The sequence below is a fragment of the Paenibacillus sp. MSJ-34 genome (assembly GCF_018918005.1).
Classification (GTDB): Bacteria; Bacillota; Bacilli; order Paenibacillales; family Paenibacillaceae; genus MSJ-34.
On the sequence record NZ_JAHLPR010000016.1, the window covers coordinates 84682 to 101207 of the forward strand.

Sequence of the window (16526 nt, forward strand, 5' to 3'; positions counted from 1 at the left end):
TGAGGCGTTTCCTCCTTAGACCGCGAAACTATGAATCATTCGCTCGATTCCCCTTGTCTTGGAGAGCGGTATCGTGTAACAATAGCATTATCTGACAAAAAAAGAGACCGTATCTACTAACATTGCCATAAGGATCCGAAGGAGGTAGGTAGAGCATGAGGACGATTATCGTTGACGACGAGCCGCTGGCTTTGCGAAGAATGGAAAAGCTGTTGAAGGACCGGGAAGGGGACGGGCCGGCGATCGAATTGATCGGTTCGTATCAAGATCCGCGCATGGCGCTTGAGTTGGCAAAACGCGAAACGCTGCATCTCGTATTTCTGGACATTGAAATGCCGGAGATCGGAGGAATGGAATTGGCGGAACGGTTGTTGCAGATTCAACCGCATCTCCACATCGTATTTGTTACGGCATTTAACGAATACGCCGTTGAAGCGTTCGAACTGAACGCACTCGATTATTTGCTTAAGCCGGTTAGTACCGACCGACTGAGCAAGACGCTGCAACGGCTCGACAAACGGGTAGGAAATGGGAAGCCCGCCGTCGCTGATAAGAGCGAATTGATGTTATGCTGCTTATCCAGTTTGCATTATGTCGACATGAATCGCGACCCCCAATCCTTTCAATGGCGAACGTCCAGAGCGCAGGAACTGTTCGCGTTTCTGATTCACCACTGCGGCCAGACGGTGCGCAAAGAATCGATCGTAGAGCTGTTGTGGCCGAGCTATGACGCGGAGAAAACATCCGCTCATTTACATACGACCATATATCAAATTCGTCAAGTCATTAAACAGAAGGAGCTTCCCATTATACTGAAATATATGGACGAGGGTTACCGGCTTGAAATCGGAGAGATGAAGCTGGATACGGAGGAATGGGAAAAAGGGGTTCGCCAAGCGCCGGCTCCCGCTCCGGAGACGATCGAATTGCATCGAAGTTTACTGGAATTGTACAAGGGCGATTACTTGGCGGAGCATAACTATATTTGGGCGGAAGGGGAACAGGAGCGTCTCCGTATCGTATGGCTGAATCACGCCAAGCAAGTCGTCGATTATTACGTTGCCGCCAAACAGTATGCGGACGCCGTGCCGTTATATATCACCATACAGGAGAAATGTCCTTACTTTGAGGAAGGATATTTCGGTCTGATGAAAATTAATGCGGAACTCGGCAATTACCGGGATGTGATGAAGCAATACCTGCAGCTGTGCGCCAATTTAAAAGAGGAGTTGGGAATCGAACCGGGCAAGGAGGTAAGCGACTGGTACGAGCAATGGAAAAAAAGCATCTAACGTTTGCCCATCGCAATACTCTCATTCAAGACAGGTTCGTTCCCATTAAAGCGTGATGACCGTTCTGCCGGATTCGACGATTGCCGCCGGCTATTTTTTTTGTTCTTTTTTCATATTGCCATAAAGCTCGGGGATGTTGTAGAAGTGCTCCCCTTCCTCGGAATGCAATCGAAATCCGTTGCGTTGGTAATCGGAACCCCCGGTTAATTTCCGATATTTTGCATCGATTTTGTAATAATCCATGTAGTTTTCAAAGTATGGAAACAACTCGACGACATTCCGATTGACGGTGCCCGCACTATACTCCCAGGCGGCGACTCCGTATCCGTCCAGGGAGAAAACGCCCGCCGCGGCTTCGTTCATGCGAAAGAACTTGCGCAAATCATTTTTGGAGATCGATTGGTAATCGATCTTGCTGACGGACAGCAATTTCGTGCCGTATGTTTTTCGGTATTCCAGCAGCTTGTCGATTCTTTTTTGAAATCCGCTGCCATAGGCGCTGCCGCTGTTTGAATCGCTGATATCGGTCGGCTTTAAAAAGCTTTCGATCAAAAAATAGTCTTGCGCCCCGAGAGCGGTTGGCGATCCGTCCGGGTTCATCTCTTTATCGATCCGGTCTGCAAAGACGTCGTCCGGATTCCATGCGTTAACAAATGCCGACATATTCAGCGAATGCACCGTCCGTACGGCGTGATTCAATCTGGCACGACTCACTCCGAAATCATGACCGGCATCGTCCAGGAAGATGCCGTCGGCCCCCATCTCCGCCCAAAGTTGATATCGTTCTGCAAGCTGTTCCGTCGTATAGTTATATTTCGTCGTGACCCCCAAATCCACATATCCGAAAATGCGCGCGTTCTCGTTCAACTTTTTGATCCCCGCCATAATCTCCCGCGTCGATGCCGAGTATTTATGCTGCGGTTGCTCAAGCCCGGCCGAGAATACAATAAAGTCGTATTGCGCGAATATGCTGGCGGCATTCCCGTCATCCTGCGCATCGTTAACTTGCTCGGGAATTCCGTAGTAAATAAGCAATCGATAAGGAGCGGCCTCCTTGGCGGAGCTTTGGGATGATTCTGCGGCCTTGGCCGAGGCGCCGGGAATGAAAACAATCAGCGATAAGAACAAACAAGCGAAAACATTCATCGCCTTCATATTCGTTACCCCCTTCCTATTTGCGTTTCGTTACGATTGATCCCACTTAGGCTACCATTGATATTTCCATCATGTCAATCGTTTCAATAATGTTCAGAAAATGTTTAGAAGGCTCGGTTACACTTGGATACTGTTGCAGTGTCGACAACTTTCGATCGTTCTCGGCAAGGCATAGATTACGAATTCGGGGGTTAAGGGGGAAAATGAAAGTTCTAATTACTGGCGGCTGCGGCTTTATCGGCTCTTTCGTCGCCGAACGCTTTCATAAGGAAGGGCATCAGGTTAGCATCATTGATAATTTAACTACAGGACAAACCCACCATATCTCGTTTAAACATCAATTGTATACCATGAATGTGGAAGATCCGAAATGCGAGGAAGTGTTCCGCAGCGGCAAGTTCGATCTCGTCGTGCATCTTGCCGCGCAAATCGACGTGCAGCGCTCGGTGAAACGCCCTTACGAGGACGCGCAGTCGAATATGCTCGGGATCGCCAATATGCTCAGCCTCTCGGCCAAGCATGGGGTGAAAAAATTTATATTCGCCTCGACCGCCGCCGTTTACGGCATGCAGGAAGAAGGGCTCCCGCTCTCGGAGGATACGCCGTGCGCGCCGATTTCTCCGTACGGGACGCATAAATGGTTTGGCGAGCAGTACTGCGCCAAGTGGCAAGAAATGTACGGACTTGATACGCTTTGTTTCCGCTTTTCCAATGTGTACGGACCGCGCCAGAGCGACACGGGAGAGGGCGGCGTCATTTCCATCTTCTTAAATAAGCTGATGAACGGCCAAGAACTGGTCGTATACGGAGACGGCGGCCAGACGAGGGACTTTATTTACGTGGAGGACGTCGCGGATGCCATCTACCGCGGGGCGTACAGCGATATTACCGGGGTATTTAATTTATCGACAAGTACGGAAACGAGTTTGAACGATTTGATCCGCATGCTTTCGGCCGAGAAGCAGACGGCAGGTGTCCGCTATTTGGACGCGCGGAAAGGCGACATTTATAGATCGTCGCTAGACAATACCAGATTGAAACGCTCCCTGGACTGGGTTCCGCTATATTCGGTACAGGAAGGGCTGCAAAAAACGATCGCCTGGTTCGAGCAACGCGCCGAAACCGGGCCGCAGCGCGAGAAAAAAAGATTCGCGCTGCCGGAAACGTGGAAGAAAATTCTTCCCTATGTCGAAAATATTTTTCTGTTCGCCATCGTAGCATTAGTGGACTCCTCTCTGGTTTTCCGGTACTTGTCCTTGGACTTCATGCTTTTCTACATCATACTCATCGCAAGCTTGTACGGAATCCGCCAATCGATGATTTCCGTTTGTTTGGCGATCGTTTATTACCTGTACGGGCAAGTGGCGGAAGGCCGCGAACTGTTGTCGCTCGTATACGATACGGAAGCGTTCTTCCAAGTCGCTATCTATTTGTTTTTGGGATTAATCATCGGGTATACGACAGACAAACGCAAAACAAAAATCGCTGCGGCGGACGGGAAGATGGAGACGGCGCTGGCGGATTACAATGTCTTGAAGAAGGTTTACGAAGATACGCTCGAGGTCAAGGAGCAGTTGCAGCAGCAAATCGTCAATAGCAAGGACAGTCTCGGACGATTGTACGCCATTGTCCGAAACCTGGAAAGTTTGCAACCGGAAGAAGTAGTCGGCGCGGCCGTCGGCGTAATCGAACAGTTGATGGGCAACCGTTCGGTCTCCATTTATTCCTACCGAACCAACGGTTTCTTGCGCCTCATGGTCCGGTCGAATCGGGACGATTTCCTGTTGCCGAAATCGCTGCATGTGGACGACGCGCCGCAATGGCGGACTGTTGTCGACGAACAAAACCTATTCATTAACCGCGAACTGGCGGGCCAAATGCCGATGATGGCCGCTCCCATCGTGCATGAGGGGGAAACGGTAGCCGTCATCTCGCTGCACGAAATCGAATTCGAACGTTTTACCTTATACCATGAGCATCTGTTCAAGGTGGCGTCGGAGCTTATCTCCGGTTCTTTGGCAAGAGCGTTTCAATTTGCCGGAGCGGTCCGCAGCGAACGTTACGTGGAGGACTCGGCATTATTGAATATGGATGCCATGCAAGAAATGATAGAACAAAAAGAGAAGCTGCGGAAAACCTACAATATCCATTACGCTTTGCTAGAGATTCGCGACAACGGTCCGAATTGGAGACAGACCGTCATGCGGATCGCCCAATGCTTGCGCGAATCGGATTATATCGGTCTGGATCGGAATCGGAATATCCAAGTGCTGTTGTCGAATTCGACGACAGAAGAAGCCGCCCGCGTTGCGGACCGATTGAGTTCTTCGGGCATTCACGCCGCGCTGCTTGGCAGGGATAAATCTTATGTATAAGACGGCTTATCTCATTTATGTTGGATTGAGCTTGGCGTATTTGGCTTTCCTCATCTTCAACCGCCGCCCTTGGCGCACCGATCTGACCTTGATCGTGTGCATCCCTTTTGTCGGCCTGATCGTAGCCTTATGGGCGTCCATGCCGGCAAAGCGTTCCAAGGAGGAGATGACGGATGAGGAACGGTTTGCGCATCTCGTGTACAGCGGAACGGACAACGGGAAAAATCCGCGGCAGGTCGATATCCGGCAGGAAATCAATCTCGTTCCTCTGGAAGAAGCTTTATACTATAGCGATGTGACGACACGGCGGCGCATGCTGCTCGATCTGCTGAAGACGGAAAGGGAGGCGCGTCCTGATTTGCTGGAGGCCGCCGTCGGCAACGACGATACGGAAACCTCCCATTACGCCGTCTCGGCGGTTACGGAACTGAAGCGCAAGCTGACGCTCATGCTGCAGAAGCTGGCGGTGCGTTACGAGCAGTCACCGGGCGATCCGGAGTTGTTGTTGTCGTATGCCGATGCGTTGAAACGATTCTTGGACCTCGGTTTTTTGGATCGCCATACGCAGTCCCAATACCGGCATCTGCAAACGGAGGTGCTCGAGCGGCTGTTGGAAACCGGCAAAGGGGATGTCTCGCACTATACCGATATGATTGAGGCCGAGCTTCAAGTAGGGAACGGGGACCGGGCCGAATATTGGACAGGCCGCTTCTATGAAGCGTATCCGGGCCGCGAGGAACCGTATTTGGCCGAATTGAAGCTGAGATATGAATTAGGCCAACGGGAGCGGCTTCTTGCCACGCTGCAGGCGCTGCGGGCCGCGCCGATTCGCGTAACGCCCGATGCGCTCGGCGTCATCCGATTTTGGCTGCATAACAGTGAGTGAGGCGAGGTTGACATGGGACTGCAAAAGAAAAATATATACTTCATTTTAGCGCTGGTTCTTATTCTTGGAATTGCGCTGCAAATATCGCGTCAGGATGAGCTATTGGCATGGACGGGACGACTTCAAGCCAAGACGCCGGACTCGCTTGATTATCGGGATGCGATTTCACCGGAAGAAGCCGCCTCGCTGCAGACCGATCGAATTCTTATATTGTATGACGACGATAATCCTTACAGCATTCGTTTGAAAGACAATATTGCCAGAACGTTGAAGGATATGAAACAGACGGCGGACATTATGGAGGCGGCCAAGCTGCAGGGAAGCCCGGATCGGTATCAAGCGGTCATCATCGCCATGCCGCGGCTCGGCCGGTTAACGGATCATAGCTGGCTGGCTCCTTACGTCGAACAAGGCGGCCATTTGCTGCTCGCGACCGCACCGGATTTGGACGACGTTTTGCTTGCCATTTACCGCAAATTGGGGGCCTATGACGTAGGCGAATACATATTGCCGCAAGGGGTTCGGTTTCAAACCAATATTTTAATCGGTATGAAGGGGTATGAGCTCAATAAAGATTTTATTACGAATTCATCCCTGCGCATGGATTTGGGGGACCAAGCGAACGTGCATATGACGTCGGCGGCGGGAGATCCGCTCCTGTGGGAAACGCCGTACGGAAAGGGCAAATTCGTTGTCTTTAACGGAACGATGCTGGACGAGAAGACGAGCAGAGGCTTGATTACCGGAATTACGGGGCTTTTGATTCCCGACATGCTGTATTCCATCTTCAATGTAAAGCTGGTTTATATCGACGATTTCCCTGCTCCGTTTCCGAACGGAATTAACGAAGAATTGTATCGGACCTATAAACGGAGCGAGCCGCGATTTTTTAAGGAAATATGGTGGCCTTATATGGTTCGGCTTGCCCAGAAGCATAACGTGAAATATACGGGAGTGCTAATCGAAACGTATGAAGACGACGTAACCCCGCCTTTTCTAACGCCGAAGCAAGCGGATCGAAGCAGCTTGGCGACGTTGGGCCGTGAAGTCCTTAAAGGCGGCGGCGAAATCGGGCTGCACGGATATAATCATCAATCTTTCGTAACGAGCGAGCGAATATCCGCCGCTTTCGGTTATAAACCGTGGGCGTCGGCCGATGATATGGCCGGGTCGCTCGGCGCGGCGCTCCGCTTTGCCCAAAGCGTGTTTCCGTCCAACAAGATTCAAACATACGTTCCGCCTTCCAACGTTCTCGGTCCGGAAGGAAGGGAGATTCTAGCGAAGGCGTTGCCGGACTTAACGAATATTTCGTCGCTTTATACCGTGGATGAGAAACAATTTGCCTATGTGCAGGAATTCGAGGTGGCGGAAGACGGCATCGTCGAGCTTCCGCGGCTGACATCGGGCTTCCTGCTTGAAGATTACATGTATTGGGTAAGCATGAACGGAGCTTCTTCCGTCGGCGTATTTTCCCATTTCGTCCATCCGGACGATATTCTGGATCTTAAACGCAGTTTTCCGTACACATGGGAGCAGTTGTACGAACGTATGGACCGTTTTCTGCAGTTTCAAGGCGAGCGTTACGGTTTTCTACGCAGTATGACAGCGGCGGAAGCGGCGGTAGAAGTCAAAAAGACGGCCGCGGCGCAAGTGTATGTCGACAGGAGCGAAGAAGGGAAATTGCGCGGCTATGTGAACCGGTTCAGCGGGGATCTCTACTTCCTTCTCCGTACGGACAAAAAAATCGGGGCGCTGAAGCATTGCAGCGTCAAACGGGTGGACGAGAATGTGTATTTGGTACAAGCGAAAGACGCCAAATTCGAAATCGAACTGAAGGGATCATTATGAAAATAGCGATTATTGCCGAAGGCTCCTACCCTTATGTAACCGGCGGGGTGTCCAGTTGGCTGCATACGTTGCTCCAGTCTATGCCTGAGCATGAATTCGTCATTTACGCGATCGGGGCGGAACAGAAGGATCGGGGAAAATTCAAATACGAGCTCCCTTCCAACGTTTCAGAGATTAGGGAAGTGTTCCTGGATTCTTACTTGCAGGAGGAAGGACGGCCGAGCGGACGCTATGGGCTCGATCCAAACCAAATTCATGCCTTGAAAAGCCTGTTCGTACGAGAGGACGCGCCGGACTGGAAGCAAGTATTCGATACGCTGCGAAACGCCGATATGAAATCGGTGGCCGACTTTCTGATGAGCCGCGATTTTTTCGACATTATCCATCAATTATGCCAAGAGCGGTACTTGTACGTTCCGTTTACGGAAATGTTCTGGACGGCCCGTTCCATGGTCGTGCCGCTGTTCCTTCTATTGCGCGAGCCCGTACCGCAGGCGGATCTGTATCATTGCGTCACAACGGGTTACGCGGGCGTCATCGGCAGCTTGGCCAAGCATTTGTACGGCAAGCCGATGCTGTTGACGGAACACGGCATTTACTCGCGGGAACGCGAGGAGGAAATTATTAAAGCAAGTTGGGTCAAGGGTTACTTCAAGGATCTATGGATCGATTATTTCTATAAGCTGGCGGGCTGCGCTTATCATTACGCCGACCGGGTCGTGACGCTCTTTAACCGCAACAGGGAGATTGAAATCGAGCTCGGTTGCGATCCGGACAAAATTCAAATTGTGCCGAACGGCATCGAAACGGCGGATTTTGCCGCGCTTCCGGGCAAGGAACCGGGGGATGAGCGCATCCATATCGGCGCCTTTGTCCGTATTGTTCCGATTAAAGACATCAAGACGATGGTTCAAAGCTTTGCGCTGGTGAAGCAGGAAATGCCGCAAGCTTCGTTCTACATTATGGGGCCTTTCGATGAAAACGAAGAGTATTACGAAGAGTGCGTCCAGTTGGCGGAAGACTTGGGATTGGGCAGCGAAATGTTCACCGGGAACGTTCCTTTATTCTCTTACCTGGGGAAAATGGACGTACTTGCCCTTACGAGCATCAGCGAGGGGCAGCCGCTGGCCGTATTGGAAGGAATGGCGGCCGGCAAGCCGTTCGTCGCAACGGATGTGGGCAGCTGCAAGGAACTGCTGTACGGCGCGCATGACGATTACGGCGAAGCCGGAATCGTCGTGCCCGTTATGAATAGCGAACGGATCGCCAGCGCGATTCTGACTTTGTGCCGAAATACGGAATTGCGCAATCGTATGGGGGAAAACGGAAGGAAGCGGGTCGGCGAGTATTATACCAAAAAAGCTTTTATCGACGCTTATAAGTCGTTGTATCAATCATGTGAGAGGTAACCATTATGGCAGGGGTTGGATTTGAGTTAAGAAAATTGTATGAAAAGGAAGGCGTGTTCAACCGGCTGAAGGCATATGTCTTTTCGTCGGTGATAACGGTCGGACCGCTGTGCAGCTGTATGCTGGCCGTCGCCGCCATCCAATGGATGATGATCGAGCGGGGAGCGCATTACAACGAACGGGAATTGTTTTTCTCCGGTCTTGTGTATGCATTTGTTTTTTCTTATATTTTTCACTCCGCGATCGGGATGCTGATGACGCGAACGGTATCGGACATGATATACGAACAGCGCTACGGGGAAATTCTCCCCTCGGTATTCGGCGGGCTCAAAATATTGCTGCCTGCCGCCGCGCTTGGCGGGGGAGCTTTCTTGATATGGTCGCCTTTGCCCGTGTCGTACAAGCTGCCGCTTTATATTAATTTTATGGAACTGATCGTCATCTGGCATTTGACGGTTTACGTTTCGGCCATCAAGCGGTTTAAGGCGGTATTTTACGCATTCTTAACCGGTATGGCCGTCGCTTTGGCGGCGGCGTGGGGCTGGTTGTCCTGGACCAACGCGCCTACCGCGGCGGATATGACGCTATGCCTGGCCGGCGGCTGGTTGATTACGATGCTGTGGCTGCTCGGCGTCGTCAAGGAATCTTTCCGAGTGCGCGCTCAGGCGCCCGATTTCGCCTGGCTCCAAAGAGCGCGGCAATACCCGTCTCTTATCGCAGCGGGACTTTTGGGCACGCTCGGCTTATATTCGCACCAATTCGTCTATTGGCTTACCAACGGCCGATGGGTGCAGGACGCATTTTTGATGACCCCGGAATACGATGCGGCCGTCTTTTACGCCTTCTTGTCCATCACCCCAACCTTGGTGATGTTCGTCGTTTCGTTAGAAACGAATTTCTATCCGAAATGCCGCGAATTTTACGATTCGGTCCTTGGGCAGGGCTCCATCGCCGATATCGAATCGGCGCACAAGGATATTGGCCGTATGTTGACGCAAGAGCTGGTGCTGATTATGGGCATCCAGCTGGTTTGTTCCATTGTCGCGATCGCTTTGGGTATAAGGCTCTTGCCGATGGTTGGATTTTTATCCACGCAGATCGAAACGTATACAGTGCTCGTCATGGCTTTTTACGCCTTTGTTATTTACAACGTTTTGTCGTTGGTTCTGTTATATTTCGACGACCGTAAAGGCGTGCTTGCGCTGGCGGGCGCGTTCTTTGCCATGATCGTCGTCTTTTCGGCGGGCGCCGCTTTGCTGCAAGCGGATCCGAGCTTTGCGGTATTCTGCGCATCGTCCCTATCGCTGCTTTTCGCGCTCGCCAGATTGTCTTATATATTGAAAAACTTATTGTATTACACATTCAGCTCACAACCGCTAGTAATGAAACAAAAAGGGGGGATAACCGGTGAAACGGTATGATGATTCGCGCCGGCGATGGATCGCCGCCTGCTTAGGAGCCGTCATGTTGCTGGCCGGATGTTCTTCCGGGGGGCCGGGAACGCAAACATCGGGCAAAGAGCCGGTCGAACCCGTGAAGGCCGAAACCACGGCGAATATCGAAGCGTTGGCGGTCGATTACAGTCCGAAATTGGTCGAGAACCGAATGGTCTATGAGGAAGATCGAGGCGATACGATCGTCGATCTCTATTTGACGATAACGGAGACGAATATCCAGCAGAATCCGCCTGCGACGTGGGCGGAGCTCAATAAGATCACATTGAAAGAACCGTCCGAGCCGGCCGTCGTTCTGGATACGATTTTTCAAGAAGGGGATGAAACGGGACCGAAGAGCGGCATGTTCGGTTTTGACGACATCCTGCCGAACGCGACGGTGACGATCCGGGGAAACTCTACGCGACGATCGAAGCAAAAAGCTTACAAGATCAAACTGACCGAAGGAAGCGGCTTATGGAGGGAACAGAAAACGGTCAATTTGATCAAACATCCGTACGATTTGACCCGAATCCGCAATAAATTAAGCTTCGATTATTTCAAGGAAATACCCGATTTCACCAGTTTGCGGACGCAATTCGTCCGGCTGCATGTCAAAGATTTAACGGGGGGAGCGCCGAATCCGAAATTCGAGAACTACGGCCTGTACACCCAAATCGAGCAACCGAACAAATCGTTCTTGCGCACGCACGGGCTCGATCCGAACGGGCAATTGTATAAAGCGAGCTATTTCGAATTTCTGCGTTACCCGGAATCGTTGAAATTGGCCGACGATCCGACATACGATTTGGCTGCGTTCGAACGCATTCTCGAAGTCAAGGGAAGCAAGGATCACGCCAAACTGCTGCAAATGCTCGACGACGTGAACGATGAAAGACTGAATTTCGACGAAGTATTCGAAAAGCATTTCGACCGCGACAATTTTTTGACCTGGATGGCGGTGAATATATTGTTCGACAACATGGATACCAACTCGCAAAATTTCTATCTGTATTCGCCGCTCAATTCGGAGAAATGGTTCTTCCTCCCGTGGGATTACGACGGGGCGTGGGGATATACGCAGCAGAAGGGCGAAGATGTGCAGAACAGCCCGTGGCAAAAAGGCATCTCCAATTACTGGGGAAGCAAACTGCAGCATCGGTTTTTCAAGAATCCGGAAAATGTACGGCAACTGATCGATAAAATCGAGGAGTTGATGACGATCGTTACGCCAGAAAGAACGAAGGAATTGCTGGATCAATACCGGAAGGTCGCCCCGGCCGTGACGCTTAGCGAACCGGATATCGGATATTTGCCGGGGACGCCGGAAACGTACCGGAAGGAATGGGACCGGCTCATCGGACTTCCCGAGAAAAACTACCGGATCTTCCTCGAAGCGTTGGAAAACCCGATGCCGGTCTATTTGGCAGACGTCGAACGGAAGGACGGAAAATGGCTGTTCCAATGGTCCAACTCGTACGATTTGCAGGGCGATGATATCGTATACCATTTTCAGGTTAGCCGGACGCCGGATTTCGCCCAACTTGTCGAGGATCGGGACGGGCTGACCGTGCTGTCGCAACAAGTAGACACGCTGCAGCCGGGCAAATATTATTGGCGGGTATTGATTACCGATAGCAAAGGCAACCGGCAAGTCGCGTTTGACACGCTGGAAAGCCATTTATACTACGGTATACGCGAGTTTTATATATCGGGCACTGCGGCACAACCCGTTGTCATGCATCCAAGGGATATGGAAGATGAATAATGCGAAACGGATTGCGGCTGTTTGTTTTCTCGTTTGCGTAATCATCGCTGCCCTCCTATGGGCGTGGAATCAAGAGGGGGGGCAACCGCCCGAAATCTCCGTCTTGGAGAACGAGTCGGAAAAGGAGCAGGAGCGGGAAATGGCGGATATGGAGATGGCCGGTAGGGAGGAGCTTGTCTTTTCCGCCGATCCGGGTTATTTTGAGAAGCCTTTTGCCTTGGAAATCGAAGGCAGAGGGACGGATGCGGATAGCGAGATCAGATATACGACGGACGGTTCGGAGCCGGGCAAAGAATCGGATTTATATGCGGAGCCCATATCCGTAACCGAGACGGTTGTCATCCGGGCAAGAATGATACGCGGCGACGGATCGATGGGGGACGTGCGGACGGGCGTATATTTCGCCGGCGAGCGCCATTCGCTGCCTGTCGTCTCCATAACGGCCGAACCGGATGATCTATGGTCGCCCGAGGCGGGTATATTGCGTCCCGAGAACGGCGCGAAGGGCGGCGTACGCGACGATACGCGCATTGCGGCTCATATCCAATGGTATGAGCCCGACGGAACGCTCGGTTACGAAGCGGGAGCGGGCGTACGGGTGATGGGCGGCGAATCGCGGGAAAAGCCGCAAAAATCGTTGGCCCTGTATGCGAAGAAACAATACGGCCCGAAACGGTTTGAATACCCCTTCTTTCCCGAAGCGGCGAATCACCGTTACAGCTCTCTTGTGCTGCGCAACGGCGGCCAGGATTTCGGGCAAACGCATATGCGGGACGCGATCTCCGGCTTGCTGTTCCAGGATACGGAGGTCGACGCACAGTATTACCGCCCTGTTGTTGTTTATATTAACGGGGAATATTACGGTATTTGCGATTTACGCGATAAAATATCGGATAAATTTTTGGAACAGCGCCATGGAGTGAAAGCGAGCAAACTTGATTTGCTGGAATCGTCCGGTACGGTGAAGGAAGGATCGGGGGAGGCGTTCGACGCCTTGATGGAACGAGTCGAGCGGATCAGGCTCGGCCGGTCGGTCGATTTCTCCTTCGCGGAACGCGACATCGATCTTGACAATTTCTTCGATTACATGATCGGCGAACTGTACATTGCCAACGAGGATTGGCCGGATCATAACATACGCTACTGGAAGCCGCAGAAAGAGGATGGCAAGTGGCGCTGGATTTTCTATGACGGGGATATGAGTTTTCTGAACGCAGAATATCCCGCAACGGCTAAGGTCATGTCCGACAAGATGAGCAAGTACCCGTCGATCCGACTGTTTCAAGTTCTCATGAGCCAGCCTGCGTTACGCGAGCAATTTCTGCGCCGCTTTGCTTTCAGGCTGGAAGGCACCTTTTCCGCCCAACGCGTTCTATCCGCGATCGAGGAAACGAAAGAGGCGCTGGCACCCGAAATGCCGCGGCATGCCCAACGATGGGGGGATTCCGTCGATCGTTGGGAAGCGGCGGTGGCCGAGATGGAAACGTTCGTACAGCGGCGTCCGCTTCTGTTGATGGAAGAATTGCGGCAAGTGTTCGGCATGACGGCCGAAGAATGGGGTCAATTCGGTTTTGCCGAGATGGAGCGAAAGCTGCGCGAAGGGTCGCAATTGATCGATGAACCGGTATATTACGGACGAAATGATGCGGAAGGCAGGGAAAGCAATGCAAGACAGACGAAAGCTGAGGCATGAATTGAAATTTTACATCCATAATCATGAATACGCAGGGCTGCGGGAACGGGTCAAATCCATATTGAAATTGGACGAGAACTCCGTCGACGCGAACGGTTACCATATCCGCAGCCTTTATTTCGACAATGTTTACGAATCGGCTTTGCATGAGAAAAACGACGGGATTCTGGACCGGAAAAAATACCGCATCCGCATTTACAATAAAAGCGACTCCGTGATCAAACTGGAACGGAAAAACAAATGGAATCAATACGTTTCGAAGGAATCGGCTTCCCTCACGCGGGCGGAAGTGGAAGCGATCCTGCAAGGGAAAACAGAAGTTATCGCCGATTCGGAGTCGGATTTGAAACGGGAATTTTACTATGCGGTACAGCACGGCTTTATGAAACCGGCCGTTATCGTCGATTATATACGCGAAGCGTACGTTTACAACGTGTCCGATGTAAGAATTACGTTTGACAAGCAACTATCCGCCGGGATTCAGTCTTTCGACATCTTCGACCCGTACTTGACGACCCGCAGCATGATCGACGGCCCGCGGACGATCCTGGAAGTGAAATATAACGAGATCGTTCCGGGCCATATCTTTCAGCTGTTGCAAATGTCGGCGCAGCAGCGTTCGACGATTTCGAAATACGCGATATGCAAGGAAAGCCGGAAAGTGTACTCCTATTAACGATGGGAAAGGGGTTGTAATCAATGGATACTACGACTTTAAATTTTTCAGATTTTTTGAAAAAAAGCGTTCTTCAATTAGAAGCGTTTAACAAAGTTTCATGGGTAGATATTTTTTGGGGATTGTTATCATCCTTCTTGATCGGCATGTTCATTTATTGGGTTTATAAAAAATGCTTCAGAGGCGTCGTATACAGCCATAACTATAATATAACGTTCGTATTGATGACGATGATCACAACGTTGATTATTATGACGATCAGCAGCAATATCGTCCTTTCTCTAGGGATGGTCGGCGCGCTGAGCATTGTTCGTTTCCGTACGGCCGTCAAGGATCCGATGGATATTGTGTATATGTTCTGGGCCATTTCGGTCGGCATTGCGAACGGAGCTCATATCTATCCCATCTCCATCGTCGGGTCGCTCGGAGTAGGGATCGTCATTTATTGGTTGTCCCGCCGGAAAATGAAAGACAGTCCCTATTTGCTTATATTAAAATATGAGGAAAGCGCCCAGGACGAAGTATTGGTTCGTCTCCGCAAATTGCAATATGTACTGAAATCGAAAACCGTGAGTAAACATTTGACGGAAATGACGGTAGAAACGCGCTTGCGCGACGACAACACGGCTTTCGTCAACGAGCTTTCCAATATTGCAGGGGTTCGCGACGTCATGTTGGTGAGCTATAATGGCGATTATGCGCCGTAATGGCGTTGCTTCAAGGAGAGAGTTATCGATGCCGTTATCCGAGATGCAAAGCGAAGCCCTCGAAATGGCGAAAAAACATGGCGGGCGATTGATTCGCTGGAAGGGCGGGTTTTGGACGTTTGAAGGGGCGAGACCAAGCGGGGAACGGCATTGCGGTTCGCCGACCCCGGAATGGTACTGCACGACCAATACGGTGTTCGCTCTGGTGCGGCGCGGGCTTATGGTGATGTACAGTTTCGAATGCTGCTATGTAAAGGGAGGAGCGGAAACGTAGTCCGAAGGAAGCCCTTGTCAGGAGCTTTGCCGCGAATACGGCGCACTGGCGCTGTCCGGCGTGGAAGGGGAGGAACGATGAGAATCAGAATATGGCCGTTTGCGCTCATTATTGCAGGAATTTTGATCTTCTTTTACCCGAAGCTTTCAGAGACGTACGACAACTACCAACAACAGAAATTGATCCAGGAATGGCAGGCAAGCTTTCAAAATATCGATCTTGACGAGCCGGATCAGGATGGGACGGAGGAGCAGGTCGATGTTGCGGTTGAATCGGAACCTGCGCCGGAAACGCCGCCCGAAAACGTGGAGAAAGACGATCGGCTGGAGGGCATGCTGCATATTGAGAAAATCGATTTGAATCTGCCGATATTGCACGGGGCTACGCAGGAAAATATGAAAACAACCGTAGCGAGCATCGACAATACCGGACAGGCGGGGCAAATCGGCAATTACGCGATCGCCGGGCATCGAAACCGCACTTACGGACGAAACTTCAATCGGCTGGACGAGATGGTAGAAGGGGATATGATTGAAGTGGACAACGGGGAAGAAAAGTATACCTACACGGTCGTGGAAAAGCTATACGTCAAACCGGATGAAGTTTGGGTATTGGAGGGAAACGGGAAGGATAAGGAAATTACTCTAGTCACTTGCCATCCGATGGGTAAATCGACCCACCGCCTCATAGTGAAAGGAAAGATGACCGAAGATTCTTCGGCAGCAAGCTAGCGAATTTATAGAAGTCGTTCGCCTAGGAATGGGGATGAACGGCTCTTTTTCATTTTTTCATGAAATGTTCAGAAAAAATTCAGTGCCCTCCTTTATAGTAAAATAAGCTTCTCGGAATTCACATTCCGTTGCAGACTCTAGCTTCCTAGCTAGGGTCTTCTATTGTTTCACCCCCAAACATGGGGTGCGAACAAACATTCCTCTTGACTTTTCAAAATCACCCCAATAATCGCCGAGAAGGCTTTTTTTATTTCTAATGAATTGGGTGATTTTCATGAA

13 protein-coding genes are annotated in these 16526 nt (G+C 51.1%); 12 read left to right on the plus strand and 1 reads right to left on the minus strand.

What is annotated here, in order from left to right; genetic code table 11:
• Positions 1–155: 155 nt before the first annotated feature.
• On the plus strand, positions 156–1292 hold the full coding sequence (locus tag KQI79_RS10260) for a response regulator (RefSeq protein WP_216538140.1): 1137 nt from the start codon (positions 156–158) through the stop codon (positions 1290–1292).
• A 90-nt stretch (positions 1293–1382) separates the two neighbouring features.
• Here KQI79_RS10260 and KQI79_RS10265 read toward each other — a convergent pair whose 3' ends face one another.
• Complete coding sequence (locus KQI79_RS10265; protein WP_216538141.1) at positions 1383–2447, minus strand: spherulation-specific family 4 protein; 1065 nt, start codon at positions 2445–2447, stop codon at positions 1383–1385.
• Between the two features lie 203 nt (positions 2448–2650).
• On the opposite strand from KQI79_RS10265, the gene KQI79_RS10270 reads away from it, so the two are divergent.
• The 11 genes from KQI79_RS10270 (at position 2651) to KQI79_RS10320 (ending at position 16247) form a co-directional block, all read left to right on the plus strand.
• On the plus strand, positions 2651–4822 hold the full coding sequence (locus tag KQI79_RS10270; RefSeq protein ID WP_216538142.1) for an NAD-dependent epimerase/dehydratase family protein: 2172 nt from the start codon (positions 2651–2653) through the stop codon (positions 4820–4822).
• On the plus strand, positions 4815–5708 hold the full coding sequence (locus KQI79_RS10275) for a hypothetical protein (RefSeq protein ID WP_216538143.1): 894 nt from the start codon (positions 4815–4817) through the stop codon (positions 5706–5708). The genes KQI79_RS10270 and KQI79_RS10275 overlap by 8 nt, the downstream gene beginning before the upstream one ends.
• Positions 5709–5720: 12 nt before the next feature.
• Complete coding sequence (locus KQI79_RS10280) at positions 5721–7556, plus strand: DUF2194 domain-containing protein (protein WP_216538144.1); 1836 nt, start codon at positions 5721–5723, stop codon at positions 7554–7556.
• Positions 7553–8965, plus strand: a complete 1413-nt coding sequence (gene pelF / locus KQI79_RS10285) for a GT4 family glycosyltransferase PelF (protein WP_216538145.1) — start codon at positions 7553–7555, stop codon at positions 8963–8965. The genes KQI79_RS10280 and pelF overlap by 4 nt, the downstream gene beginning before the upstream one ends.
• Positions 8966–8970: 5 nt before the next feature.
• On the plus strand, positions 8971–10386 hold the full coding sequence (gene pelG, locus KQI79_RS10290) for an exopolysaccharide Pel transporter PelG (protein WP_216538146.1): 1416 nt from the start codon (positions 8971–8973) through the stop codon (positions 10384–10386).
• On the plus strand, positions 10373–12166 hold the full coding sequence (locus KQI79_RS10295) for a CotH kinase family protein (RefSeq protein ID WP_216538147.1): 1794 nt from the start codon (positions 10373–10375) through the stop codon (positions 12164–12166). The genes pelG and KQI79_RS10295 overlap by 14 nt, the downstream gene beginning before the upstream one ends.
• Positions 12159–13859 (plus strand): CotH kinase family protein, encoded by a 1701-nt coding sequence (locus tag KQI79_RS10300; RefSeq protein ID WP_216538148.1) that lies wholly within the window; start codon positions 12159–12161, stop codon positions 13857–13859. The genes KQI79_RS10295 and KQI79_RS10300 overlap by 8 nt, the downstream gene beginning before the upstream one ends.
• Positions 13831–14535 carry a polyphosphate polymerase domain-containing protein gene (locus tag KQI79_RS10305; RefSeq protein ID WP_216538149.1) on the plus strand — a complete coding sequence of 235 codons (705 nt, stop codon included), beginning with the start codon at positions 13831–13833 and terminating at the stop codon, positions 14533–14535. The genes KQI79_RS10300 and KQI79_RS10305 overlap by 29 nt, the downstream gene beginning before the upstream one ends.
• A 23-nt stretch (positions 14536–14558) precedes the next feature.
• Positions 14559–15242, plus strand: coding sequence for a DUF4956 domain-containing protein (locus KQI79_RS10310; RefSeq protein WP_216538150.1), 684 nt, complete (start codon positions 14559–14561; stop codon positions 15240–15242).
• 28 nt (positions 15243–15270) lie between these two features.
• Positions 15271–15516 (plus strand): hypothetical protein, encoded by a 246-nt coding sequence (locus tag KQI79_RS10315; protein ID WP_216538151.1) that lies wholly within the window; start codon positions 15271–15273, stop codon positions 15514–15516.
• 77 nt (positions 15517–15593) lie between these two features.
• On the plus strand, positions 15594–16247 hold the full coding sequence (locus tag KQI79_RS10320) for a class D sortase (protein ID WP_216538152.1): 654 nt from the start codon (positions 15594–15596) through the stop codon (positions 16245–16247).
• Positions 16248–16526 lie beyond the last annotated feature (279 nt).

What these genes read in the sequence shown, in the direction of transcription:
- KQI79_RS10260 (WP_216538140.1), top strand. Translation starts at nt 156, where the DNA reads ATGAGGACGATTATCGTTGACGACGAGCCGCTGGCTTTGCGAAGAATG.
- KQI79_RS10265 (WP_216538141.1), bottom strand. Translation starts at nt 2,447, where the DNA reads ATGAAGGCGATGAATGTTTTCGCTTGTTTGTTCTTATCGCTGATTGTT.
- KQI79_RS10270 (WP_216538142.1), top strand. Translation starts at nt 2,651, where the DNA reads ATGAAAGTTCTAATTACTGGCGGCTGCGGCTTTATCGGCTCTTTCGTC.
- KQI79_RS10275 (WP_216538143.1), top strand. Translation starts at nt 4,815, where the DNA reads ATGTATAAGACGGCTTATCTCATTTATGTTGGATTGAGCTTGGCGTAT.
- KQI79_RS10280 (WP_216538144.1), top strand. Translation starts at nt 5,721, where the DNA reads ATGGGACTGCAAAAGAAAAATATATACTTCATTTTAGCGCTGGTTCTT.
- pelF (WP_216538145.1), top strand. Translation starts at nt 7,553, where the DNA reads ATGAAAATAGCGATTATTGCCGAAGGCTCCTACCCTTATGTAACCGGC.
- pelG (WP_216538146.1), top strand. Translation starts at nt 8,971, where the DNA reads ATGGCAGGGGTTGGATTTGAGTTAAGAAAATTGTATGAAAAGGAAGGC.
- KQI79_RS10300 (WP_216538148.1), top strand. Translation starts at nt 12,159, where the DNA reads ATGAATAATGCGAAACGGATTGCGGCTGTTTGTTTTCTCGTTTGCGTA.
- KQI79_RS10305 (WP_216538149.1), top strand. Translation starts at nt 13,831, where the DNA reads ATGCAAGACAGACGAAAGCTGAGGCATGAATTGAAATTTTACATCCAT.
- KQI79_RS10310 (WP_216538150.1), top strand. Translation starts at nt 14,559, where the DNA reads ATGGATACTACGACTTTAAATTTTTCAGATTTTTTGAAAAAAAGCGTT.
- KQI79_RS10315 (WP_216538151.1), top strand. Translation starts at nt 15,271, where the DNA reads ATGCCGTTATCCGAGATGCAAAGCGAAGCCCTCGAAATGGCGAAAAAA.
- KQI79_RS10320 (WP_216538152.1), top strand. Translation starts at nt 15,594, where the DNA reads ATGAGAATCAGAATATGGCCGTTTGCGCTCATTATTGCAGGAATTTTG.